Origin of the sequence: Pseudomonas sp. LTGT-11-2Z (assembly GCF_003691445.1) — a bacterium.
GTDB lineage: Bacteria > Pseudomonadota > Gammaproteobacteria > Pseudomonadales > Pseudomonadaceae > Aquipseudomonas > Aquipseudomonas monteilii.
This window is the reverse complement of sequence record NZ_CP033104.1, coordinates 2,258,677-2,280,482: the sequence shown is the minus strand read 5'-3', so window position 1 is coordinate 2,280,482 and position 21,806 is coordinate 2,258,677. Positions and strand designations below refer to the sequence as shown.

At 59.3% G+C, this 21,806-nt stretch carries 21 protein-coding genes and 1 tRNA gene; 1 reads left to right on the top strand and 21 read right to left on the bottom strand.

Annotation, left to right across the window (positions count from 1 at the left end; genetic code table 11):
- Nucleotides 1-4: 4 nt before the first annotated feature.
- The 21 genes from D8767_RS10540 to D8767_RS10440 form a co-directional block, all read right to left on the bottom strand.
- The gene (locus tag D8767_RS10540; protein WP_016711563.1) at nt 5-1,033 is read right to left on the bottom strand and encodes an IpaC/SipC family type III secretion system effector; all 1,029 of its coding nucleotides are present in this window, start codon (nt 1,031-1,033) and stop codon (nt 5-7) included.
- A gap of 19 nt (nt 1,034-1,052) precedes the next feature.
- Nucleotides 1,053-2,810 carry a type III secretion system translocon subunit SctE gene (gene sctE, locus D8767_RS10535; protein WP_016711564.1) on the bottom strand — a complete coding sequence of 586 codons (1,758 nt, stop codon included), beginning with the start codon at nt 2,808-2,810 and terminating at the stop codon, nt 1,053-1,055.
- On the bottom strand, nt 2,810-3,307 hold the full coding sequence (gene sicA, locus D8767_RS10530) for a type III secretion system translocator chaperone SicA (protein WP_016711565.1): 498 nt from the start codon (nt 3,305-3,307) through the stop codon (nt 2,810-2,812). Before sicA ends, sctE begins: the two co-directional genes overlap by 1 nt.
- Nucleotides 3,308-3,445: 138 nt before the next feature.
- Entirely contained in the window at nt 3,446-4,477 is a 1,032-nt protein-coding gene (locus tag D8767_RS10525) for an EscU/YscU/HrcU family type III secretion system export apparatus switch protein (protein ID WP_016711566.1), read from the bottom strand.
- Nucleotide 4,478: 1 nt separating this feature from the next.
- Complete coding sequence (gene sctT / locus D8767_RS10520) at nt 4,479-5,258, bottom strand: type III secretion system export apparatus subunit SctT (protein WP_016711567.1); 780 nt, start codon at nt 5,256-5,258, stop codon at nt 4,479-4,481.
- Nucleotides 5,259-5,264: 6 nt separating this feature from the next.
- A complete protein-coding gene (locus D8767_RS10515; RefSeq protein ID WP_016711568.1) occupies nt 5,265-5,519 on the bottom strand; it encodes an EscS/YscS/HrcS family type III secretion system export apparatus protein in 255 nt (84 codons plus the stop codon).
- 9 nt (nt 5,520-5,528) lie between these two features.
- A complete protein-coding gene (locus D8767_RS10510; RefSeq protein WP_028699021.1) occupies nt 5,529-6,191 on the bottom strand; it encodes an EscR/YscR/HrcR family type III secretion system export apparatus protein in 663 nt (220 codons plus the stop codon).
- Complete coding sequence (locus D8767_RS10505; RefSeq protein ID WP_060709680.1) at nt 6,184-7,092, bottom strand: FliM/FliN family flagellar motor switch protein; 909 nt, start codon at nt 7,090-7,092, stop codon at nt 6,184-6,186. Before D8767_RS10505 ends, D8767_RS10510 begins: the two co-directional genes overlap by 8 nt.
- Nucleotides 7,089-8,078 (bottom strand): hypothetical protein, encoded by a 990-nt coding sequence (locus D8767_RS10500; protein WP_016711571.1) that lies wholly within the window; start codon nt 8,076-8,078, stop codon nt 7,089-7,091. Before D8767_RS10500 ends, D8767_RS10505 begins: the two co-directional genes overlap by 4 nt.
- On the bottom strand, nt 8,075-8,530 hold the full coding sequence (locus D8767_RS10495) for a hypothetical protein (protein ID WP_016711572.1): 456 nt from the start codon (nt 8,528-8,530) through the stop codon (nt 8,075-8,077). The genes D8767_RS10500 and D8767_RS10495 overlap by 4 nt, the downstream gene beginning before the upstream one ends.
- Nucleotides 8,514-9,815 carry a type III secretion system ATPase SctN gene (gene sctN, locus D8767_RS10490; RefSeq protein WP_016711573.1) on the bottom strand — a complete coding sequence of 434 codons (1,302 nt, stop codon included), beginning with the start codon at nt 9,813-9,815 and terminating at the stop codon, nt 8,514-8,516. Before sctN ends, D8767_RS10495 begins: the two co-directional genes overlap by 17 nt.
- An 11-nt stretch (nt 9,816-9,826) precedes the next feature.
- On the bottom strand, nt 9,827-11,878 hold the full coding sequence (locus D8767_RS10485; protein ID WP_016711574.1) for an EscV/YscV/HrcV family type III secretion system export apparatus protein: 2,052 nt from the start codon (nt 11,876-11,878) through the stop codon (nt 9,827-9,829).
- Nucleotides 11,879-11,899: 21 nt separating this feature from the next.
- Entirely contained in the window at nt 11,900-13,003 is a 1,104-nt protein-coding gene (sctW, locus tag D8767_RS10480) for a type III secretion system gatekeeper subunit SctW (protein WP_016711575.1), read from the bottom strand.
- Nucleotide 13,004: 1 nt separating this feature from the next.
- Nucleotides 13,005-14,663, bottom strand: coding sequence for a type III secretion system outer membrane ring subunit SctC (gene sctC / locus D8767_RS10475; protein WP_080578075.1), 1,659 nt, complete (start codon nt 14,661-14,663; stop codon nt 13,005-13,007).
- 4 nt (nt 14,664-14,667) lie between these two features.
- Nucleotides 14,668-15,438: a helix-turn-helix domain-containing protein gene (locus tag D8767_RS10470; protein WP_029380202.1), complete on the bottom strand. Its 771-nt coding sequence runs from the start codon at nt 15,436-15,438 to the stop codon at nt 14,668-14,670.
- Between the two features lie 335 nt (nt 15,439-15,773).
- Nucleotides 15,774-15,849: transfer RNA gene (locus D8767_RS10465), tRNA-Gly, on the bottom strand.
- Nucleotides 15,850-15,913: 64 nt separating this feature from the next.
- On the bottom strand, nt 15,914-16,474 hold the full coding sequence (gene pgsA, locus D8767_RS10460) for a CDP-diacylglycerol--glycerol-3-phosphate 3-phosphatidyltransferase (protein ID WP_016711578.1): 561 nt from the start codon (nt 16,472-16,474) through the stop codon (nt 15,914-15,916).
- A gap of 33 nt (nt 16,475-16,507) precedes the next feature.
- On the bottom strand, nt 16,508-18,331 hold the full coding sequence (gene uvrC, locus D8767_RS10455) for an excinuclease ABC subunit UvrC (RefSeq protein ID WP_016711579.1): 1,824 nt from the start codon (nt 18,329-18,331) through the stop codon (nt 16,508-16,510).
- A 5-nt stretch (nt 18,332-18,336) separates the two neighbouring features.
- Nucleotides 18,337-18,975, bottom strand: a complete 639-nt coding sequence (gene uvrY, locus D8767_RS10450) for a UvrY/SirA/GacA family response regulator transcription factor (protein WP_003251380.1) — start codon at nt 18,973-18,975, stop codon at nt 18,337-18,339.
- A gap of 63 nt (nt 18,976-19,038) precedes the next feature.
- Complete coding sequence (locus D8767_RS10445; protein WP_016711580.1) at nt 19,039-19,428, bottom strand: helix-turn-helix domain-containing protein; 390 nt, start codon at nt 19,426-19,428, stop codon at nt 19,039-19,041.
- A gap of 117 nt (nt 19,429-19,545) precedes the next feature.
- Nucleotides 19,546-19,977, bottom strand: coding sequence for a GNAT family N-acetyltransferase (locus D8767_RS10440; protein WP_016711581.1), 432 nt, complete (start codon nt 19,975-19,977; stop codon nt 19,546-19,548).
- A gap of 211 nt (nt 19,978-20,188) precedes the next feature.
- Between D8767_RS10440 and D8767_RS10435 the strand changes: the two genes are divergently transcribed.
- Entirely contained in the window at nt 20,189-21,805 is a 1,617-nt protein-coding gene (locus D8767_RS10435) for an inorganic phosphate transporter (protein WP_028699015.1), read from the top strand.
- Nucleotide 21,806: the final 1 nt, after the last annotated feature.

Below are 21,806 nucleotides of genomic sequence, written 5' to 3'. Positions count from 1 at the left end.
CTGATCAAGCGCGCACAGAGGCGATTGCGTTCATGGTGGAGCCGCGGCTGTCGACCAACTGCTGGATGGCGTCGAGCGTTTTGCTGAGCAGCGTCGTATATTCATTGATACTCTGGCTGGCGACATCACTGACCGCCTTGTTCAAACCCTGCTCGGACTGGTGCAGCACTTCACGCTGGCGCTCTGAATACTCTTGCAAACGCAGGATGGCGGACAACCCGGAGCTGATGATCATCGCCATAGAACTGATGGCACCGCCAACAGTCAGGTTGCCTTCGTAGGTTTTCGCCTGCAGCGCACTTTTCATGCGCGCTTGCGTGGCCTGATCAACCGCCTCACGAATCTTCGACTCAAGGACTGCCCGCTTGCTCGGGTCAATTTCCAAGTCAACGCGCATCTGGTGTGCCTGCGCATCGAACTTCGCCGCAGCCGACTGGTTGATCTTGATATCAGTATGCTTCTGGCTCTGCCCACGCAAGGACAACCCGGCACCCGCGACGGCCATTGTAGTGGCAACGACCGCACCACTGACCGCAGCCCACATCGCGGCCTCACCACCGGCCATGATTGCAACGCCTTGCGCAATGGCGGCCTCATAGGCCATCTGCGTGAACTTGCCGCTCATTTCAGCGCTCGATTTGCGTGCGATATTGAGCGCGACAATCGATGCCACCAACACACCGATATGTTTTTCCCACACGGCGGGGTCGAACGACAACAGGTCCGCCACCGGATCTTTCACCGCACCTTCGGTACCTTCTTTCTCCTGCTGGACCACAGTGGCCAGAAACAAGCCCATCATCGCCTGGCTTTCGCTCTCACTGAACCCTGAGGTTTCCAGGTGCTGATTCAACTGCTGAGACGTCATTGCTTCGCCAGCCTGCGCGTGCCGAGACATCAACACCTGCGCTTCGAACCGTCCACTGATACTGCTGATCGACAGCGGCTGCTTTTGATCGACGACCTTACCTGCCACCTCTGCAATCTGAAGGCTGCTTACCGATGTGGAACGACTACTGATTGAAAAATCCATGAGTGCTAATCCTGTTGAATCAAATGTTGCGTGCCATGCTCAAGCTGCTGCTATTGATACTGTCCTGGATGCCGAAGGCTTGCTTGATGGCGTTATCCTTGGCCTTCATCGACTGATCGAAGAGTTGAACCATGTCGCTCAGATAGTTCTTCATCTGCTCGGAGATAACCTTGGCGAGCTCGAATTCAGCCAGATGTTGCGCCGCGTTGCGCTGGTGAATACCCGACTTGGTTTCCAACGCGGACTGGGCAGCGACACCGCCCGCCTCTACGACCGCCACTGAAGCAGCCAGGCGCGATGCATACATCTCCAGGGAGATTGCATCCGACTTGAGGCCTATGCTGGTACGGGCCTTGGTCATGACACTGGAAAAACCATTGCTGACCGCCCGAGCGGCCTGCTTGAGCATTTGTGGCGCCATCTTGTTGGCCAATTTGCCGAACATGTTGCCCATCGCACTGGCGACCCGGCCCGCAGCGGACTTGCCAACGACTGCTACAACCACCAGCACCGCGACCATGACCACGGCACCAATGATTGCGCCCATGATCATCCCCGCCATATCGGCCGACGCCGCATCGACGCCGGCCTTCTTCAGAAGATCGGCAATCCCCTTACCGATGCCCTGAATCATCGGGCCGAGGATATTGTCCATCAGAGGCTTCATGGCCTTCTCCATGAACGACACCCCGGTCAACTCCTTGACTACCATGTCCGCTGCCATCAATCCCACACCGACAGCTGCCAGCGCCAGACTGGCTCCGCCCGTGAAGGCAGCCCCGACAACACTGACCACGGTCAGCACGGCGCCCAGAATCTTACCGATACAGCCTGCCGTCTTGCTGGCAGCTTCGGCTTTACGCACTTGTTCCAGGTACTCTTCAGATTTTTTCTCCATGTACTCCTGACGCGCCGCCTGCATGCTGCGGAACAACTCCTGTTCCGCTTCAATCTTGTTTTCAGCGCTTTCGCCCATCAACGCTGCAAAACGTGTCATCAGCAGCACCATGGTCGCAGCCGCGTTCAGCTGACGCTTGATGCCATCGAGCACCGGCTTGTCGCCCAGCCCCGCATTTTCCACCGACCTGGCCAGAGCCTCAGCCTTTTTGCCCGCCTCCCCAGCCACCTTGACTGCGGCCAGATACTTCAGCTCGGCCTTGCTCAGTAATTGTTGGGCGGCGGTCAAGTTGCCTTGCGCCAGATCACGGGCGGCCAAGGCTTTGGCATGCTCGGGCGTACCCGGCTCGGTTTTCCCCAGCGCCGCTTCAGCATCGGCCAGCGCCCTTTGCGCACTGTCGACTTTAGCCTTGGCTGCGGCGAGCTCTTGCTCGGATACGCTCGCAGAGGCGACAGCCGCTTCCAGTTCCGCCAGCGCACTCAGATAATCGTCTGACAATGCCTTGTTGCCCTCAGCGCTGGCCTTGGCCGCCGACCTGAGGATTTCCATGCGCGACTTGAGTGACTCCAGGCTGACGTCACCCAACAAGTTGATGAGCGAGGCCATCAACAAGGTGAACCTGTCTTCAGACCCCTTTCTCGCACGCTCAGCACTTGGCGGTGGCGAAGCCAGAAGCGGCCTACCCAGCGCAGCAGTATTTTCACCTTGCGACTGAGCGGCGTAGCTCACACCTTGCAGGTTGGCCAGTGCCGTATCGGCAGCGCGCTGCCAGGCCTTGGTGTTGGCCGCTTTACTCGCCGCTTCGGCATAACGTTCCCTGCCGGCCTGACTGGCCTGCGTTTCCGGGGATAGGCGTGAGTACAAAGCCCTGATATCCATTACAACTCTTTCTCCGAATGATCGGCGTCGATAGTGGTCAACGCATTCAGGTAAGCCTGGGCCTGCTCGCGCATACCCGGCTCCTGAACACGCTCGATGACATACTCAAAACACAACTTGGCCTTGCCGGCTTTACCCAGCGCCAGCTGGCATTGGCCGGTATAGAGCATCGGGCGGTAATCATTTTTACCTTGGGCAAAAGCGACGGCATACAGATCAACCGCTTTCTGATAGTTCTGTTTGAGCTGATGCACCGCCGCCAGCCCCATCCAGTACTGCGCGTTGTAGAAGTCGTAGATACACAGGAAATGGAAAAACTTTTCCGCATCGTCCAGACGCCCCTGCTCGTAGAACTCATAGGCAAAGGCGTAGAGGTCATCCATCTGCTCGGTACTGACGCCGCGCAACTCTTTGAGCGACGCACCATCAAGTACGGCCTGCATCACATGCTCGGCAATCCGGTCCTCTTCCTGCTCTGTATGTTTTCGACTACTCATGACTACTTACTCCTGAATGTTTCTTCAGCGGTGCTGACAAGGCTATTGAGCCAGCTGAAGGCAAGGGGCGCCGTCACAAAACGCTCATCGTGGTGTTCGTGAATCACTCTGCCTGCATTCGGTTTCGCAGGAAGCCCGTCAGGCCTGCTCGACCTGTTCAAGCCAGACCAGCAGTCGCAGGACATTTTCGATTTCCTGCAGCTGTATGAAGGTGTAGCGCTGATGCGTCTTGAAGATGCGTCTGGCCAGGGCAATGTCACTGATCACCGGCACACCTACCTCAGCCGCGTACTTGCGCACGGCCAATGCCCGCTGGTTGGTTTCCATCAGTGAGATGAACGGCATCACTGTGACTTCCGGGCGGAAGTAAATACCCACAGCGATGTGTGTGGGGTTGGCGACAATCACTCGCGAACCACGAATGTCGGATTTGACTTGTTCGGATAGCAGCTCCCGATGCAACTCGTGCCGCCGCCCCTTGATTTCCGGATTGCCTTCCTGCTCCTTGTGCTCGCGCTTGACCGACTGCTTGTCCATCTTCAGATCCTTGATGTACAGCCAGTACTCACACAGCGCATCGAGCATGACGATCAGCAATATGCAGCCCAGAAATGCCAGCGCCAGCACCACAAGCAAATGAGCCCAGATCGGGAACAGACCCACCGGTTGCGCATGGAGTTGCGCAAACAGTAAATGCCGCTGAGTCAGCCAGACCATCCAGAATGCGATTACAAAACTGCCCAGATACAACAGGGATTTAACGGAATCCTTAACGGTTCTGAGACTGAACAGCTTTTTGAAGCCGTTAACCGGGTTCAGTGCGCCGAAGTTAAGCTTCAAGGCTTCGCTGGCAATGGCCAGGCCGGTCTGCAACAACGTGGGCAAGGCGCTGGCGAGAAAACACACAACGATCAGCGGGGCCACGACCTTGAGCATCAGCACCCCGAGCTCGGCGGCATATCGCTGCTGATCGGCGGCGAAACCCGAAGCGATGATGCGCCGGTAAACCTCCATCACCTCCAGCAAGCTGCCGCTGCTCGTCAGATAGATGATCGCGCACAGCATCAGGCAGGAACTGGAGAGATCCTTGGCCTTGAAGGTCTGGCCCTTTTTCGCCGCGTCGCGGCGTTTCTTGGCCGTGGGTTTTTCAGTTTTCGAGGCGCTGGACATATCAGCGGGCCTCCGGTTGTGCGACCCAGTCCGCCAGCTGATCCGGCTTGGAGGCCATGCGCAGTATTTCGTCAGGCAGGTGTGCGCTGAAATACAGAAGCAACACCACTAACGCGATGGCTCCCTTGACAGTGAGCGACACCGAAAACGCGTTCATTTGCGGCGCAAAACGCGCCAGCAGGCCAAGCAGCGCCTCGGTGAGCAGCAAGGTCGCCACCACCGGCGCACTGATAATCAGCGTTTTACTGATCAACGGATCGAGCAGGCCGAGCAACGGCTGAATCCGCAGTTCGCATCCGAATACCGGCGAGCAGAGTTGGTAGCTGCGGCTCAGGGTTTCCACCAGCAACGCCATTCCCCCGCCCTCCAGATAGATCACTGCCGCGAACAGCTGGAGAAAATTGGCCAACTCCGAGGTGTCGTCGCCGTTGGCCGGATCGATCGTGTTCCCTAACATCGCTCCACGCTGGTTATCGATCAGGTTGCCCATGCCGTGCAACACCCAGAGCGGCCAGGACAACAGGCAGCCGAGAATCACGCCCACGCCGGCCTCTCGCAACAACAACCCGTAGAAGCCAAGCGAGTCCAGGCGAGGCAACGTGCCAGCGGTATAAGGCCAGAGCGCCATGCCAACCAGCACGATCACAGCATTTCGCGGTGCTCCGGTGAGCGCGCGACTGTTGAGAAACGGCAACATGAAAAAAACCGGTGCCAGGCGAGCGAAGCAAATCATTGCACCGGCCAGCCAGCCATGCAGGTCAAAAAAAAGGCTAACGTTCATCGCGATTCACTTCAGGGCCAGGCGCATGACTTCCCGACTGAAACCCAGCAACGTCTCACCGTACCAGCCAGAAAGCAGAAACAGACAGATCGACACCGCTAGCAGTTTGAAGCCAAAGGGCAAGGTTTGCTCCTGAAGCTGGGTCACGGTCTGAAACAGACCGATGAGCAATCCCACCAGCGTGGCGACGATGATCGGCCAGGCCACCAGGATCAATATCAGGTACAGCGTCTTGTTTCCGGCAAACACCAGGTCATTCATCACTGATTCTCATTGAGCCAGGGACAGGTATTGCCCAACCAGTCCGGTAGAAAGCAGGGCCCAGCCATCCAGCGCAACGAACAGCACCAGCTTGATAGGTACGGAGATGATCACCGGGCTCATCATCATCATGCCCAAGGCAAGCAAGATACTGGAGACCACCAGGTCGACGATGACGAAAGGCAGATACAGATAAAAACCAATCTTGAAAGCGGCTTTGATTTCGCTCAGTGCATAGGCTGGCAGCAACGCGAACAACGAAGGCTCCAGCGTCTCATCAGGTTCGACATCGACGGCATTCGGATTCTCGCGCGCGATCTGCGCCCGCTCGAAGAACTGTGCCAGGTCTGGGTCGGTGTACTTGGTCAGGTATTCGCGGTAACTGCCCAGACCGTTATCGAGGAACGCCACCACCGCATCGATGTTGGTGAACTCAACCCGGTTTTCCTTGTAATAGTCATAGCCTTCTTGCACCACCGGGCTCATGACGAACATCGCCAGCAACAGCGCAACGGCGTTGAGGGTCATGTTCGAGGGCACCTGCTGCAAGCCCAATGCGTTGCGCACGATGACGAAGACAATAGAGAACTTGATGTAGCAGGTGCCTGCGGCAATCAGGAATGGCAGCAACGAAGCCACTGCCAACAGCCCGATCATTGAAATGTCATTCATTACCCGTGCCCCGCCCCACCTCACGCAACTCGACGCCGAGGCGACCGCCTAGCTGGACCAGCTCACCCACGGCGATACACATGCCAGCGACACGCACTTCAACGTTGCTCACGGCCGTGGGCTCCAGGGGCAACACCTGGCCTTCGATGAACGCGTTGAGCGTAGCCATGCTCAGGGTCAGCTCGCCCAACACGAATTCAAGTTTGACCGGCAGCTCCGTTAGCGCGCCGAGAGCGCCCGGCGAAAGATTGTCCGGGGGAGTGAGTTCCATATGCAGACCTTCCTTGACAAAGGTGAACTGGCCGATGCACCGATCAGCCATGAAGAGTTTTCGGGTTTGCTCGGCGATGACGAGCACATCGCCCTTCGCCAGTGGCCGGTAGGGCAATCGAGCCATCGCGCTGTTGCCGAGCACGATTCGCAGGGCCTGCGGCACTGCCTGCAACCAGGCTTGCAACGGGCGCGAAGCCTCCTTGCGCTGGCTCGGCCCTTGAAGGATCCACACGTCACTCTGGGGCGTTCCAATGCAGGGCAGGCAAGCGCCTTGCAGCGCCTCTCCCTGAATGAGCTCGAGCGCGAACAGGCGCTGGTAATCCAACAGATCGGACGCAATTTCGATGGGCCGGCTGACCGTCGAGAACAGCTCCAGAATCTCCTGGCCCTCGCTCTCCTGAAGCAGCCATTGCGACCATTGCGGAGCCACGGCGTGCAACCAATCGCGCGCCCCGATCATGCCTTGCCAGAGGCCGTGACAACCTTGCGCCCAGAAGGCTAGATAACGTGTCTGTGGCGAAGGTTGGCTCAGCAGCACAGGGTGCCCCTCACGCTGCCAGCGGGCCACCGCCTGGCGCCGCTCATAATCAAGTTGCTCAACACAGCGCAACAACAGAGTGGAGGTCACGCCTGCTGCCCTTCCTGCTCACCTGTGTCTCGAAGCGTTTGACGGCTTTGCTCTTCGAACGCCTCCTCCGCTCGCGCCTGCTGATGACGGTCACGGTGTTTGTGCTCCTGCTGATCAGCCAAACGCCAACGCGGATCCGGCACCTGCGCCAGATTGTCGCTCAAATAGCTGGAAACCAAGGAGCTGTCTGGATTGAGCAACAACTGCTCGGGACGTTCGCCCCCCGCCTTGCTGACTGTGATCAGCCCCACAGCATTACCTTTGCTGAAGGGCACCTGAAGATAGCGCCTACCCTCCTGGGCAGTGCTGGCTTCTGGCGCCGGCTTCGGTTCAGATGTCGGCTTAGCAGCCACTGCCGAGTGCGTTACGCGGTGCACATGCAGTGACTTTTCCAGCAATGGCAGTGGTTGCGCCGGTAAGGCTTGAGGCGTTTCCTGCTTGACCGGTCTGTCGGCGACAGCTCGATCGCAGGCCGAAAGCGCACTGGCAACAGCGGTCCGGTCAGGCTCCTGTGTCCGCATGACGACCGGCAAGCGGGTAGACGACGATGGCGCTTTCTGCTGGACCGACGCATCGATGGCAGCCTGACCGGGTGTGGCGAGCGCAGTGGCAACGGACGCCTGAACAAGCACCTGCGCAGCGACCGGTAAACGCGTAGCCTGCAACGCAGGTCGAGCATCACCCCGTGCCGGCGATGAAGGCACGGACGGCTGCTTCATTGGCCAATGTATCGTCTGACCCACCGATACTTTGGTCGACCTGGACTCAGTCTCCGCCTCGGGGCGCAGCGCTGCCAGCGTGGGCTTTAGCGGGAGCTCGCGCAGTGGCTGCAACTGCGCCAACATCACAAGCGCGCCCTGCGGCAAGTCATCCAGTGTATTACGGTCTTCATAGACCTGCGGCTGAACTTCATGGCCGAGCTCATCGGAGGCTAAAAAATCTTTGACCGGACGGACTGTCACTACCAGAGGGCGCACTACGCTCATTTCCAATTCACCAATAGTTCATCAATGTCATTTTCTTCCTGGCGCCACAGACGTGAACGACGTTCGCCCAGCAAACGTTGCTCCAGACACTGGTACTTCATATGCTTTCTCTGCAGCGTCTTGATATGCCGTTGCAAACGCTCAACCCCTTGAGCCGCCTCCTGGAGCTGGTCCGTCACGCGGATGCGCTCTAGTGCCAGGTTACCGATCTGCCGCCGAATGACCGCCTGACGCCGCAACAGCGTTAGCAACTGGGCATGGCTCAACCGCTGATCCTCGGGACGTTGGCTGATCAGGAGCTCATCGAGCCCTTGAGCCTGTTGCTCGATCGCCTGCAACTCACACTGAAGCGGAACCATTGCGCGCAAGGCTTTATCGAGCATTCGCTCACACTCAAGCTGCCGGTAGTCGCTGAACTCCAGCAGGCGCCGGACATTAGCCAAGCAGACCATGCAGGCTCTCCAATGCAGCCTGAGGTGCACATCGTTCACTCAAATCCTGGCGAAGCCAGCCCATCAACGCTTCACGACAGGCCATGGCCTGATCGTTAGCCGCATTTTCCCCGGGTCGGTATTCCCCCAGATCGAGCAATACCTGCAGCTGCTCGATGCGGGCCAACACCTTGCGGGTGTTGGCCGCCAGTTGCTGAACATCGTGCCCGGTGACCTGATGTGCCACCCGACTGGCGCTACGGAGCACGTCGATTGCCGGGAAATGACCACTGGCGGCCAACGTTCGGCTCAAGTAGATGTGCCCATCGAGGATGGAGCGAATCTCCTCGGCAACAGGGTCGGGTTCATCGTCGCTTTCCAGCAATACGGTGTAGAACGCGGTGATGCTCCCGTTGACGGTCACGCCCGGACGCTCCAGCAAACGCGGCAGGGAGTCGAACACCGAAGCGGGATAACCACGCCGCGCCGGTGCCTCCCCTGCCGCCAGCGCGAGGTCGCGGCGAGCACGGGCATACCGGCTCATCGAGTCGAGCATCAACACCACCTGCCGGCCTTGATCACGGAAATACTCGGCGATTGCCGTTGCCTGTAAGGCTGCATTGCAGCGGTCGATCGAGGAGAAGTCCGAGGTCGCGTAGACCACCACACACCGCGTGCATTTATCCGAATGACGCAACGTCTCGACAAACTCGGTGACCTCCCGCCCCCGCTCACCGATCAGCCCGATCACGAACACATCTGCTTCGCTGTGGGCGATCAACATGTTCATCAATGACGTCTTGCCTGATCCCGCCGCGGCAAAGATGCCAATGCGTTGGCCTATTCCGCACGTCAGCAAACCATCGATCGCCCGTACGCCGGTGGCCATCGGCTGGTTTACCGGGCGACGCAGGTGGTAGGCCGGAGGATCAGCATCCACCGGACAGTCGCGACCATCGAATGCATCGCCGGGGGCCAAACGTTCGACTATCCGCCCCTGGGGGTCGATCACGCTACCGAGCATGGCAGCGCTGCAATACAGGTTGAGCAATGAACCGGTAGGCACGATCAGCGATTCACGGGACAACCCTCGCGCATCACCCAGCAAACTGAGCAATACCGCATCGGGACTGAAGCCGATCACTTGCGCGCGAGCGCTCACCGCAGTGTCCCGCCAGTTTCCGCGCACCTCGCAGACTTCGCCGATCACCACATCGTGCAGTGCCGCTTCGAGAAGGGGACCATTCAAACGCAACGGGTGGGCAGCACGGCGCTCCAGCGATGGCCGACTCATTGGCAGTTGCATAGCGCATTCTCCTAAAGGGTCTTGAGCACAGTCACTGAAATGGCGTCGGAAATCTCGCCAAACGACACCACATCCAGCTCCCTGAAACGGCCCTCGATCAGTTTCTTGATGTAGCGCCGAACATCCACCGAGGCCAGGATGACCATGTCTTTCTGAGGGATGTGCAGGCTATCGAGCCCGACTGCCAGCCGGTCCATGAGCTCTTCGCTGGCGGAGGGCTCCAGGTTGAGGAAGCTTCCGCCAGAAGTCTGACGTATGCCCTTGCGCACCACGTCCTCGAACTCCGGCGAAAGCAGCAACACGCGCAGGTCGTTACCGTTGGCAAATTTGTTACTGATGTAGCGCGCCATACCGCCACGCACGTGCTCAACCAGAACAATCACGTCTTTCTCGCGTGAGCCCCAGTGAGCAAGCGTTTCAAGAATCAGTTTCATGTTGCGCACCGAGATGCGCTCGGCGACCAGGCGTTGCAGGAGCTCCGCGACTTTCTGTACCGGGGCATGGCGATAGACCTCTTTGACCAGGTCCGGGTAGCGCGCTTCCATCTCGTCGAGCAGGACCTTGCTCTCCTGCACCCCGAAAAACTCCGAAATATTGCGAGCCAGCAGGGTTACCAGGCAGCGATAGAATTCGTCATAAGCCGTACGCAACTGATGCCCCAGGTTCTGCAGTTTTTCGCGCTCGCTGCTGCGCACCCATACGCTGGTTTGCTTGTTGCTGTCGACGCCCGTGGTCAGGTCCAGGCCGAGATGTTCAAGTTCTGGCTTGTAATCGACAACTCGTAGCAGATCGAAGTGGATATCGAACTGGTCTGCACGCACTTCGTTGATCAACACCGCGACTTGCCCCAACGGCAGTGAATCGGCACCGCGCAATCGGGGCTCGGGAATCCGGATACCGTAATCGATGAAGAACTGGCTACGAAAACGCTCACATAATCGAGCCTCGCGCAGCGCTTCGACGCGAGCGCTTGGCACCAGCAGCATCAAGGCGACGGTTTCGGTGGCCATGTCATCGACGTTCTCGATCAGGCCCAAATCGCTTTCGGGTTCCCCCTCTTCATCCGCCAAAGACACGACGGGGGCAGTACCCGAGTTCTTCTTCTCCAGCCGGTAGCGAAAGAACAGCAATGCCACCAGCGCACCGGCGATGATCAGAAACACCGCAACCGGGAACCCTGGCAGCATCGCCACACCGACCGCCAGCAAGGCAGTGATACCCAGCACAAAAGGATGCCCCAGCAGTTGGGTCATCATGTTTCGCCCCAGGTTGGCCTCGTCTCCGTTGACACGGGTCACGATGAAACCTGCACCAATGGCGATCAACAGCGCGGGAATCTGCGCTACCAGGCCGTCACCGATAGTCAGCAACGTGTAGGTCGACAGCGCCTCGGACATGTCCATTCCCAGTTGCCCGACACCGATTGCGATCCCCCCCAGAAAGTTGACGAAGATGATGATGATGCCGGCGATCGCATCGCCCTTGATGAACTTCATGGCGCCATCGAAGGCCCCGTACAACTGGCTTTCGCGCTCTAGCGTGCTGCGCCGCTCACGCGCCTCCTTGGCATCGATGACACCGGCTTTGAGGTCGCCATCGATGCTCATTTGCTTACCCGGCATGCCGTCGAGGGAGAACCGCGCCGCCACTTCCGCCACGCGTTCGGAACCCTTGGTAATGACGATGAACTGCACGATGGTGACAATCGCGAAGATCACGAAGCCCACCACCAGGCTGTCGCCAATCACAAACTCACCGAAAGACGCGATGATCTCACCAGCATCGGCCTGCACCAGGATCAACCGACTGGTACTGATCGATAACGCCAGACGGAACAACGTAGTGATCAGCAACAGCGCGGGAAAGGTGGAAAAACTCAGGATCCGCTCGATGTAGAACGACCCCATGAGGACAAGGATCGCAATGACGATGTTCAGACCGATCAGAAAATCCACCAGCGGCGTCGGCAATGGAATGATCAGCATGGCGATGATCATCACCATCAGGGCCAGAATCAGCAGCTCGGGGCGAGCAGTGACATTACGCAGGAATTTATCGAGCATGATAAGTACCGACCTTCAAGATCAGGAGGCGAAACGAGTCGTCAACGCAGCGTGTCGCTCGATGGTTTCATGGGCAAACACCAGGTCGGCCAAATGCGTGAACTGCGCTGCGATGCGCGCCAGTGCCTCGTCATCGCCAAACAACTCCAGCGGCAGCGCCAGGCAGGCCAGTCGCAACAGTTGCAACAGTTGCGCGCGCTCGTGGTGTTCAACCAACAACAAGTGCTCCCCAAAGAGACCTGACAGCAACGGGTCGAGCTCGTCGGGAAACTGCAACAGCCCCAACAGGAACACCAACCAGTCCGGCTCGCTGGCGTTATGCTGGCAAACCAGCTCGTGTACGAGCAGCCTGCGGATGAACACGACATCAACCGAACGCAGACGCTTAAGGTCACCCAGTTTTTTCAGCAACTGGCCAAACTCGTCGCGTGAACAACTGGGATCCTGGGCATTGATGTCGGTCAGCAAGGCAGCCTCGATGAAATCCAGGACCGGGCCACGGTGCTGATAGCCGTAGAGGGCTATCCAGTCCTCATAAGACTCGACCGGGCCGACTTCGGACTCCAGGAACGAGCGATAGGTGTCACGCAACAAGGCCGCCCGCAACGCCAGCGCCTTGCCAAACATCTTGGCTTTGAGTGCCGAATTGATACCGGCCTTCAAACGCTTGGGCGGCGACTGGACCAATACCTGATTCAGTAGCGCTTCCAGACGCCGGCGAGTCGCCTCGGCCATCACTTTTTCCTGCAACAGTTGGCGCAGCACCAGCACCAGATCGCTGTCATCGGGAAACAGCCCCCGGGCTTGTGCCAGCAGCCATTCGATGCTGCGCTCGGCAAGCTTGGCCAGCGACTGTATTTGCCGAGCCTTGGGGACAACATCTTCATCCAGAACCCGCTCGAAGCTGTCTGCCAAGCCTTCGAACTTGTCACCGAAATCGCCCCTACGGCGAAACTGCGAACGCAGGGACGCCGCCATCTCATCGCTGTTTTCAACAAATCGCTGGACGCTAGCTGCTGGAGAAGTATCGTCGTCTGGCGCTTCAACGACCTTTGCCTGGGGCTCGCGGCCCTGATGCGTGCGCGCCATCTGCATGCGCGACAGCACTGCGCCAATAGCAGCCATATCAGCGCTCCAGCGCGCGCAGCACCGCACGGTCGGCCGGGTCACGGGCCACCTTGCCGATCACCTGCGAACCAATCTGCATAGCGCCTGGTTCCAACGGACTGTCGAGCTCTTTAGGTTGAATCAGAAATACCCGAACCGTGTTGGATTCACGGGTCTGCCGATAGCTGAACATCCTCCCCAGATAAGGAATATGCCCCAGCACCGGAATACGCTTGATCACCTCCCCACTCTCGTCACGGGTGAAGCCGCCTACCAGCAGGCTTTTGCCACGCGGCACTCGAGCAACAGTGCTGATACGCGTTCGGCCAACCGTCGGCAACGCGTCGATCGCGGACGACTCCGTGGTCGAGTCGACCACACTGCCGTCCTCGATATTGAGCGCCATCTCAACTTCTCCGGAGGCTGATATCCGTGGCAAGACGCTGACCAGGGTGCCGTAAGTGACATGTTCGAGCTCAACACTGCGCTCACCGATCAGTCGTGCATAGAACGTACGGTTATTGTCGAAAATCGCCGGAACGTTTTCTTGGGTCAGCACGACAGGCCGCGAAACCACCCGGGCGCGGTTGTCGGTTTCCAGCGCCGAAATGGCAGCCATGAACGAAGTGCTATCCAGCGTGCTCAGCGAGCCGCCGTTGAGCGATGCTGCCACCTTCGAGCCGACCTTGAACGACCCCTTCCAGTCGACGCCCAACTCATTGAGGTCGTCCTTCTGCAGGTCGATGATCCACAGGGAGAGCTCGACATGGCGCTTTGGCTCATCGAGCGCAGCAACCAGATTCTCGATAAAAAGCACCTGTTCCGGGAGCCCCTTCACCAGAAGGCTATTGGTATCGGGGTAGGCCACTACACGGATATTGCCGGCAGCCAGATCACGAGCAATAACCCGCGGCGTAGCCGTGTCGGAAGATGCGACGTCGGGAACACCCAACCCCTCCAATGGAAAGCCCGGCATGCCACCCGCACGTCCTTCTCCGTCCTTGTTGATCACCGCGTCGACACCACGGCTTTCCCCCTTGAGCAGCGTCTCGATAGCCGTCGCAATGCCGGGTACCGTGATGCTTTGGTCGCGCAACTCGTAATTGCGATCTGCAACGAAGGTATTGCGCAAATTGATAACGCCAATGCGCTGCTGTCCGAGTTGCAAGCCGGCACTTTGGTTGTCCATGAACTGCGCGGCCTGCGCCACCAGGTCGACATAGATCGGCGGGCCGGAAATGTAAAAGGTTCGCAACCCGTCGTGACGCAAAGGGTATCGGGCATCGCGCAAACCAGAGTTGCGCAGGAAGGCCTCCAGCTTCTGAACCGTGATGGTATTCAACGAGATGACCGTGCTTTTCGCTTCGGCCGCCTCATAGACATACAACGTCTGACCATCGCTGTACCAGATTAGCGCCATTTGCCGAACAATACGCTCAAGCGTCTGCTGCGGTGCGGTAAGCGAAAAGTCGCCACTGATGGTGCGACGAGCAGCCGCTTTGCTGAGGATGACCGGCTGCCCCAAAGACGCTGATAGTGCATCGAAGAACGTGCGCAGGCCCTCCTGACGAGCCACATAACCCTCTGCAGCACGAACAGAGGCAACCGATGAAGCCATAGGCAACACGCAACAAACCACGAGCATGACAGCTCGCGGACACATACTTTTAAACGTCATGAATTCATTCGCCAGACAGGCCGGTTATATCGATCAAACTACTCGGCGCAATGCCGACCAGCTCTCGAATCTCTTTGGAAAAATGCGAGGAAGAGGCGTAACCAAACTCCAAGGCAACATCTGTCAGGGAGGCAGGGCCTTCAGCCATGCTCAAAAGCGCTCGTGCCGTACGCCACACACGCAACTCGGACTTGGCAGCACCACCCAGGGCTTGACGGCAAAGCCTTCTGAAGTGTGAAACCGATACGCCATAACGGCCTGCAAGGTTCTGGAGCTTTTCACCGCCCGAACCTTGCTCCAGCAAAAAGCCGAGCAACTGATAACGCTCGCTACTGCGCAAATGACGGGCGAAAGCTCGATAGGCCGCACCACCTTGCAGCGCAAGGGTGAGATACCAGGACTCCAGCGCCGGCGCAGTTCGCCCTGGGTCACAACCTTCGCTCAACACGGCCCAGGGCTCGCTTCGAGCAGGCCGTACCTCAGGCACGCCCCCCTGATCGATGAACAACTGCAACTTGAAAAGATTCGTTTGCGACAACGGCAGCACCCAGGCACTGCCACTGAGCACTTGCAACCCCGGGCGTAAAACCAGCAAGCCCTGCCAACCTGGCGCCAGCCACAAGAAAGCCGAACGCTCGCGATGCGCCAGACACAGAACGTCACAGCCATTGCGGATACGAATGACTTGCTCACCAGACTGCGTAAGGGCACACCAATCCCTCAGGGTTGAAACCGAGTCTGGTTTATCGTCCGCCCCCACTTCAGTTGCCACCATCACAATCACCCGGCATAGATTCCCAGCCACTATGCTGGAGACCCGCCGAACGATCTTGATGAGAAACTGATGACAACTGCCTGTACCGACCTCTTCGCGGGCAGGCCGGGCCCACAGTTACCGCACCACCTTCAGCCCTGTGAAATCCCTGTGGGAGCGGGTTTACCCGTGAAGAGGCCGGCCCTGCCGAGATAGGTTTCAGCCACTGTGCAGCGGGCTCATCCGCAAGTGCGGTGACGCAGCATGAAAGGAGGGATTGAAAAATGCAGGCATAAAAAAAGAGGCCCTTAGGCCTCTTCTTTTTGTGACCCCAGCGCTGCACTGAGGATCGAATTTGGAGCGGGAAACGAGACTCGAACTCGCGACCCCGACCTTGGCAAGGTCGTGCTCTACCAACTGAGCTATTCCCGCGTCGTGATGGGTGCCATTCTAGCGATTTCTAAAACAGCGTCAACCCCTTGATTCAAAAAAACTTTTATTTCTGCTCCGAACCTTCGCGCAGGTGCGGCCAGGCAGCCAGCAGGTAATGCACCATCGACCACAGCGTCAGCCCCGCAGCCACCAGCAGCAGCCCGTAACCCAGGATGACCCAGAAAGTCACCGCCGGTGGGTTGGCCAGCAGAATCACCAGTGCCAGCATCTGCGCGGCAGTCTTCCATTTGCCAAGGTTGGACACCGCCACATGCGCCCGTGCGCCCAGCTCCGCCATCCACTCGCGCAGTGCCGACACCACGATTTCGCGGCCGATGATGACCGCAGCCGGCAGGGTCAGCCAGAAGTTGGCGTGGGTCTGCACCAGTAGCACCAGGGCCACGGCCACCATCAGTTTGTCGGCCACCGGGTCCAGAAAGGCACCGAACGGGGTGCTCTGCTGCAGCCGACGCGCCAGATAACCGTCCAGCCAGTCGGTGGCCGCAGCGACGGCAAACACGCTGCTGGCGGCCATATAGCTCCAATGGTAGGGCATATAGAACAGCAGGATGAAAATCGGGATGAGCAGGACGCGTAGAACGGTGAGCAGGTTTGGAATATTCATCGGTACGACTGGCTGCAAGTTGAGCCCGGCATTCTACTCGCTATGCAGGCTGGCATAAATTGATTCGGCAAGCTTTTTACTGATGCCGGGGGCTTTGGCGATTTCATCGATACTGGCGCGGTTGAGCTCTTGCAGGCCGCCGAAATGTTTCAGCAGGTCGCGGCGGCGCTTCGGCCCTACCCCGGCCACATCTTCAAGGCTGGAAACGCGGCGGGCCTTGCCACGACGGGCGCGGTGACCAGTGATGGCAAAACGGTGGGCTTCATCGCGGATCTGCTGGATCAGGTGCAGAGCGGCAGAATCGCCCTTGAGGGTAAATTCGTGGTGCACGTCGTTCAGATAAAGGGTCTCGAAGCCTGCCTTGCGGGTAACGCCTTTGGCCACGCCAAGCAGGGTCAGGTCGTTGAAGCCCAGTTCCTGCATCACATCGCGGGCCATGTTCAGCTGGCCCTTGCCGCCGTCCACCAGCAATACATCGGGCAGCTTGCCCTCGCCGTCCTTGATACGCCCGTAGCGGCGAGTCAGCGCCTGATGCATGGCGGCATAGTCATCACCACCGGTGATGCCTTCGATGTTGAACCGACGGTAATCGGACTTCAGCGGGCCTTCAGGGCCGAACACCACGCAGCTGGCCACGGTGGCTTCGCCGCTGGAATGGCTGATGTCGTAGCACTCCAGGCGCTGCGGCACTTCATCCAGGCCCAGCACTTCGGCCAGGGCCTCGAAGCGGGCAGCCATGTGCTGGCGGTTGGCCAGGCGGGCGTTGAGCGCCTGCTCGGCGTTGGTCACTGCCAGCTGCTGCCAGCGGGCGCGTGTGCCGCGTACCCGGTGGCTGATGGTCAGCTCGCGGCCACGCAGCGTGTGCAGCGCCTCGGTGATGGCTTCGAAGTCTTCGTGAACCACGTTGACGATCAACTCGCCAGGCAGTTCGCGCTCTGCATTGCCCAGGTAGTACTGGGAAAGGAATGCGGCCATGACCTCGGCCACCTCTTCCTCGATACCCACCTGCGGGAAAAAGTTCTTGCTGCCCAGTACTCGCCCACCGCGCACGCTGATCAGGTGCACGCAGGCGCCGCCCGGGTTGACGAAAGCGGCGATGACGTCGACATCGCCACTGCCACCTTCTATGTACTGCTGGTCCTGCACGCGCCGCAACAGGGCGATCTGGTCACGCAGCTCGGCAGCTTTCTCGAAATTGAGGGCCATGGCGGCCGTTTCCATCTCGGCATTCAGTTCGTTGCCCAACTGCTGGCTACGCCCTTCCAGGAACATGACCGAGTGGCGCACATCCTCAGCATATTCCTCGGCAGTCACCAACCCGGTGCAGGGCCCTTTGCAGCGTTTGATCTGGTACTGCAGGCAAGGCCGGGTGCGGTTTGCGTAATAGCTGTCCTCGCACTGGCGCACGGAAAAGGCCTTTTGCAGCAGGCTGAGGCTTTCGCGGATGGCCCCCGCGCTGGGGTACGGGCCGAAGTAGCGGCCCTTGGCCTTTTTCGCCCCACGGTGAATGCCCAACCGTGGGAACTCGCCATCGGACAGGAACACATAGGGGTAGGATTTATCGTCGCGCAGGAGGATGTTGTAGGGCGGGCGCCATTCCTTGATCAGGTTCTGCTCCAGCAACAACGCCTCGGTTTCGTTGGCGGTGATGGTGGTTTCGACCTGCGCAATACGCGCTACCAGCGCGGCGGTCTTGGGCGCCAGGCCAGTCTTGCGGAAATAGCTGGCCAGGCGCTTTTTCAGGTTCTTGGCCTTGCCCACATAAAGCAGCCGGGCTTCACCGTCGAACATCCGGTAAACGCCCGGGCGACCGCTGCAGGTCGCCAGGAATGCGCTGGCATCAAACACTTGGGACATGAGATTTACAGGCTTGCGTCAACCATGCCGTGGCGAACGGCCAGCAAGGTCAGTTCGACGTCGCTGGTGACCGAGAGTTTTTCAAAGATCCGATAACGGTAAGTATTGACGGTCTTGGGCGAGAGGCACAACTTGTCCGAGATGATCTGCACTTTCTGGCAGCCGACGATCATCAGGGCAATCTGGATTTCCCGTTCGGACAACGCGTCAAACGGCGAACCTTGCGGCTGAAACGGTTTCAGTGCCAGCTGCTGGGCGATCTGCGGGCTGATATAACGCTGGCCGGCAAAGGCTAGCCGAATAGCCTGGACCATTTCATCAAGGCCTGCCCCCTTGGTCAGATAGCCGGCAGCGCCGGCCTGCAGCAAGCGCGTGGGGAACGGGTCTTCCTCGCACACCGTCACGGCGACTACCTTGATGTCCGGATGGCTGCGCAGCAATTTGCGGGTAGCCTCCAGGCCACCGATGCCGGGCATTTTCACGTCCATCAGCACCACATCCGGCTTGAGCTCACGGGCCAGTTTGAGCGCCGACTCGCCCGAGTCCCCCTCACCCACTACCTGCAGGCCGTCGATGTCGGCGAGCATGCGCGTAATACCGGTTCGTACCAGATCGTGATCATCGACCACTAAGACCCTAATCAAGCACACACCTCGTCAGCAGGGCGATTGGATCCCGCCACCTTAACAAAATTTTTCACGGTGGGCCTAACGCATTGATTCCGTCAGAAACGCCTGACGTTCAACGGCGAGCGGCCTCATTGTTTGCCGGGGTTGACCGTTGCTGGACAAGCGCCCCAACAGGTGCCATAACGCCGCCTGATCGTCGAACGATAACTGCCGGAATGCCCCAAGCAAACCAGACTCATCGGTACTCAAACCTTCCAGCTGTGCTGGGGTACGAATACCGCTGAGCACATACAGCGCGTCCACGCCCCGAACCGACAACGCCGCGAGGTAATCGACCCGAGGGGTACGCTCACCGCTTTCATACTTGCCCTGAGCGTTGGGTTCAACACCGCCGATTTCGCCAAATACTCGCTGGGTCATGCCCAGTCGTTCACGCTCTTCCCGCAGCCGCGGACCGAATCCATTCATTGGGGGCTCTCCTCTTCCCTGATATCCCAGATGCCCACCCTACCGTCCGTAGGCGGCACAAACATGTGGATCCACTATGCCCATGGTCTGGGGTCACGACAAGCCATCATTGGGCTATTAATTGATGGCTCGCTGCATACGCACAAAGCAATCGTCTTCTCCCATTTCAACGAAACCGTGGCGCTGATACAGCTGACGGGCCGGGTTGCTGCGAAACACCATAAGCCGCAGCAGCGGCAGGCGCCGCTGCCTGGCCCAGAGCGCCAACTGCTCCAATACCCAGCTGCCGACCCCGCGCCCACGGTGCTCGGGCAACAGGTGCAACTCGCGGATGAACAACGCCTGGCGGTCCTGGCTAAGGCTGCAGAAACCCAGCAGGGTGTCGCCTTCGGTCACCAGCCACTGCTCGCGCCAGCCCCAGGCCTCGTCGAAGGCTTCTTCGATCCACAACAGGTCGTATTCGCGGTAGTACGGCAACATGGCGCGGCGCGTGAGGTCACGGGCAAAGGTGCAGTGGCGGTCGTTGGCGGGGGTTAACTGTAAAGGCATCGCATTTCGCTCATCGGGGATGACACACGGTCGCACAAACACCGCCCCTGCGGGTACACCTCGCGTTTCTTGTAGCGAATCATCGCGCGACCCTGCCGTTACCGTCTGTCTTGAGCCTAGATAATTCATTGATCGAGGTCACGGCCGGGTTACGAATTGTTTCTATGCTCAAAGCCTTCGGCACCCACGCCCAACGCCAACCGGAGCCCCCATGGCAACCCCGTCACTGGCCAGCCAGCCGCAACTGGCCCGGCGCGATTCCCGCCCGCAGCTTGCCCACACGCCAGGGCGCGCCACCCTCGTGTTGTTCTTCGGCCTGCTACTGGCCGGTATTGCCTATACCGTCTGGAGCCTGAAACAGGATGTAACGGCCAGCGGAACGGTAATCACCACGGTCACACCGTTCCTTCTACTGGGCCTGGCGCTGCTGATTGCCCTGGGCTTCGAATTCGTCAATGGCTTTCATGACACCGCCAATGCAGTCGCCACGGTCATCTACACCCACTCGCTGCCAGCACCGGTGGCGGTCGTCTGGTCCGGGCTTTGCAACTTCCTTGGCGTGTTGCTTTCCAGCGGCGCGGTGGCGTTCGGCATCATTGCCCTGCTGCCGGTGGAGCTGATTTTGCAGGTCGGCTCCTCGGCCGGCTTTGCCATGGTCTTCGCCCTGCTGCTGGCCGCCATCATCTGGAACCTCGGCACGTGGTGGCTGGGCCTGCCAGCCTCGTCCTCACACACCTTGATCGGCTCGATCATCGGCGTGGGTGTGGCCAACGCGCTGATGCATGGGCGTGACGGCACCAGTGGCGTAGACTGGGCCCAAGCCAGCAAAGTCGGCTATGCCTTGCTGTTCTCACCCCTGATCGGCTTTGCCTGCGCGGCCTTGTTGCTGATGGCGTTGCGCGCACTGGTCAAGCGCAAGGAACTGTATCAGGCGCCGGAAAGCTGCACCCCACCACCGTGGTGGATCCGCAGCGTCCTGATCCTCACCTGCACCGGCGTATCCTTTGCCCACGGCTCCAACGACGGCCAGAAAGGCATGGGCCTGATCATGCTGATCCTGGTCGGCACCCTGCCCATGGCCTATGCCCTGAACAAGACCATGCCCAACGAACAGGCTTTGCAGTTTTCTGCCGTCGCCGAAGTAACCCGCCAGGCGCTGGTGCGCAGCGACCCGCAAGCGGCCCCGGCCGACCCGCGCCAAGTACTGACCTTGTTCATTGCCGAGCCCAGGGCCAGCCCGCAACTGGTGCCGGCACTCGCGGCGCTGACCGGGATGATCGGCGACCAGGTCAAAGGCTATGGCTCGCTCAAGCGCGTGCCGGCCGAAGCCATGGCCAATGTGCGCAACGACATGTACCTGACCAGCGAAACCATTCGCCTGATCGAGAAAAAACACCTGGTGGCATTCGATGCCGACACCCGCAGCCATGTAGAACTGTTCAAGGCCCAACTGGACGATGCCACCCGCTACATTCCACTGTGGGTGAAGGTGGTCGTGGCCATCGCGCTGGGGCTGGGCACCATGGTTGGCTGGCGGCGTATCGTGGTGACGGTGGGCGAGAAGATCGGCAAGACCCACCTGAGCTATGCCCAGGGCGCCTCGGCTGAAGTGGTTGCGATGTGCACCATCGGCGCGGCGGACGTGTTCGGGCTGCCGGTTTCGACCACCCATGTGCTGAGCTCTGGCGTGGCCGGCACCATGATCGCCAACGGCTCAGGCATACAGAAACGCACACTGATCAACCTGCTGATGGCCTGGGTGCTGACCCTGCCGGCAGCCATGGTGCTGGCAGGGTCGCTGTACTGGTTGTTGAACCAGGTCCTCTAGG

Excerpts from the sequence above, each read along its gene's own strand:
- D8767_RS10540 (WP_016711563.1), bottom strand. The coding sequence starts at position 1,033 with ATGGATTTTTCAATCAGTAGTCGTTCCACATCGGTAAGCAGCCTTCAG.
- sctE (WP_016711564.1), bottom strand. The coding sequence starts at position 2,810 with ATGGATATCAGGGCTTTGTACTCACGCCTATCCCCGGAAACGCAGGCC.
- sicA (WP_016711565.1), bottom strand. The coding sequence starts at position 3,307 with ATGAGTAGTCGAAAACATACAGAGCAGGAAGAGGACCGGATTGCCGAG.
- D8767_RS10525 (WP_016711566.1), bottom strand. The coding sequence starts at position 4,477 with ATGTCCAGCGCCTCGAAAACTGAAAAACCCACGGCCAAGAAACGCCGC.
- sctT (WP_016711567.1), bottom strand. The coding sequence starts at position 5,258 with ATGAACGTTAGCCTTTTTTTTGACCTGCATGGCTGGCTGGCCGGTGCA.
- D8767_RS10515 (WP_016711568.1), bottom strand. The coding sequence starts at position 5,519 with ATGAATGACCTGGTGTTTGCCGGAAACAAGACGCTGTACCTGATATTG.
- D8767_RS10510 (WP_028699021.1), bottom strand. The coding sequence starts at position 6,191 with ATGAATGACATTTCAATGATCGGGCTGTTGGCAGTGGCTTCGTTGCTG.
- D8767_RS10500 (WP_016711571.1), bottom strand. The coding sequence starts at position 8,078 with ATGAGCGTAGTGCGCCCTCTGGTAGTGACAGTCCGTCCGGTCAAAGAT.
- D8767_RS10495 (WP_016711572.1), bottom strand. The coding sequence starts at position 8,530 with ATGGTCTGCTTGGCTAATGTCCGGCGCCTGCTGGAGTTCAGCGACTAC.
- sctN (WP_016711573.1), bottom strand. The coding sequence starts at position 9,815 with ATGCAACTGCCAATGAGTCGGCCATCGCTGGAGCGCCGTGCTGCCCAC.
- D8767_RS10485 (WP_016711574.1), bottom strand. The coding sequence starts at position 11,878 with ATGCTCGATAAATTCCTGCGTAATGTCACTGCTCGCCCCGAGCTGCTG.
- sctW (WP_016711575.1), bottom strand. The coding sequence starts at position 13,003 with ATGGCTGCTATTGGCGCAGTGCTGTCGCGCATGCAGATGGCGCGCACG.
- sctC (WP_080578075.1), bottom strand. The coding sequence starts at position 14,663 with ATGACGTTTAAAAGTATGTGTCCGCGAGCTGTCATGCTCGTGGTTTGT.
- D8767_RS10470 (WP_029380202.1), bottom strand. The coding sequence starts at position 15,438 with ATGGTGGCAACTGAAGTGGGGGCGGACGATAAACCAGACTCGGTTTCA.
- pgsA (WP_016711578.1), bottom strand. The coding sequence starts at position 16,474 with ATGAATATTCCAAACCTGCTCACCGTTCTACGCGTCCTGCTCATCCCG.
- uvrC (WP_016711579.1), bottom strand. The coding sequence starts at position 18,331 with ATGTCCCAAGTGTTTGATGCCAGCGCATTCCTGGCGACCTGCAGCGGT.
- D8767_RS10445 (WP_016711580.1), bottom strand. The coding sequence starts at position 19,428 with ATGAATGGATTCGGTCCGCGGCTGCGGGAAGAGCGTGAACGACTGGGC.
- D8767_RS10440 (WP_016711581.1), bottom strand. The coding sequence starts at position 19,977 with ATGCCTTTACAGTTAACCCCCGCCAACGACCGCCACTGCACCTTTGCC.
- D8767_RS10435 (WP_028699015.1), top strand. The coding sequence starts at position 20,189 with ATGGCAACCCCGTCACTGGCCAGCCAGCCGCAACTGGCCCGGCGCGAT.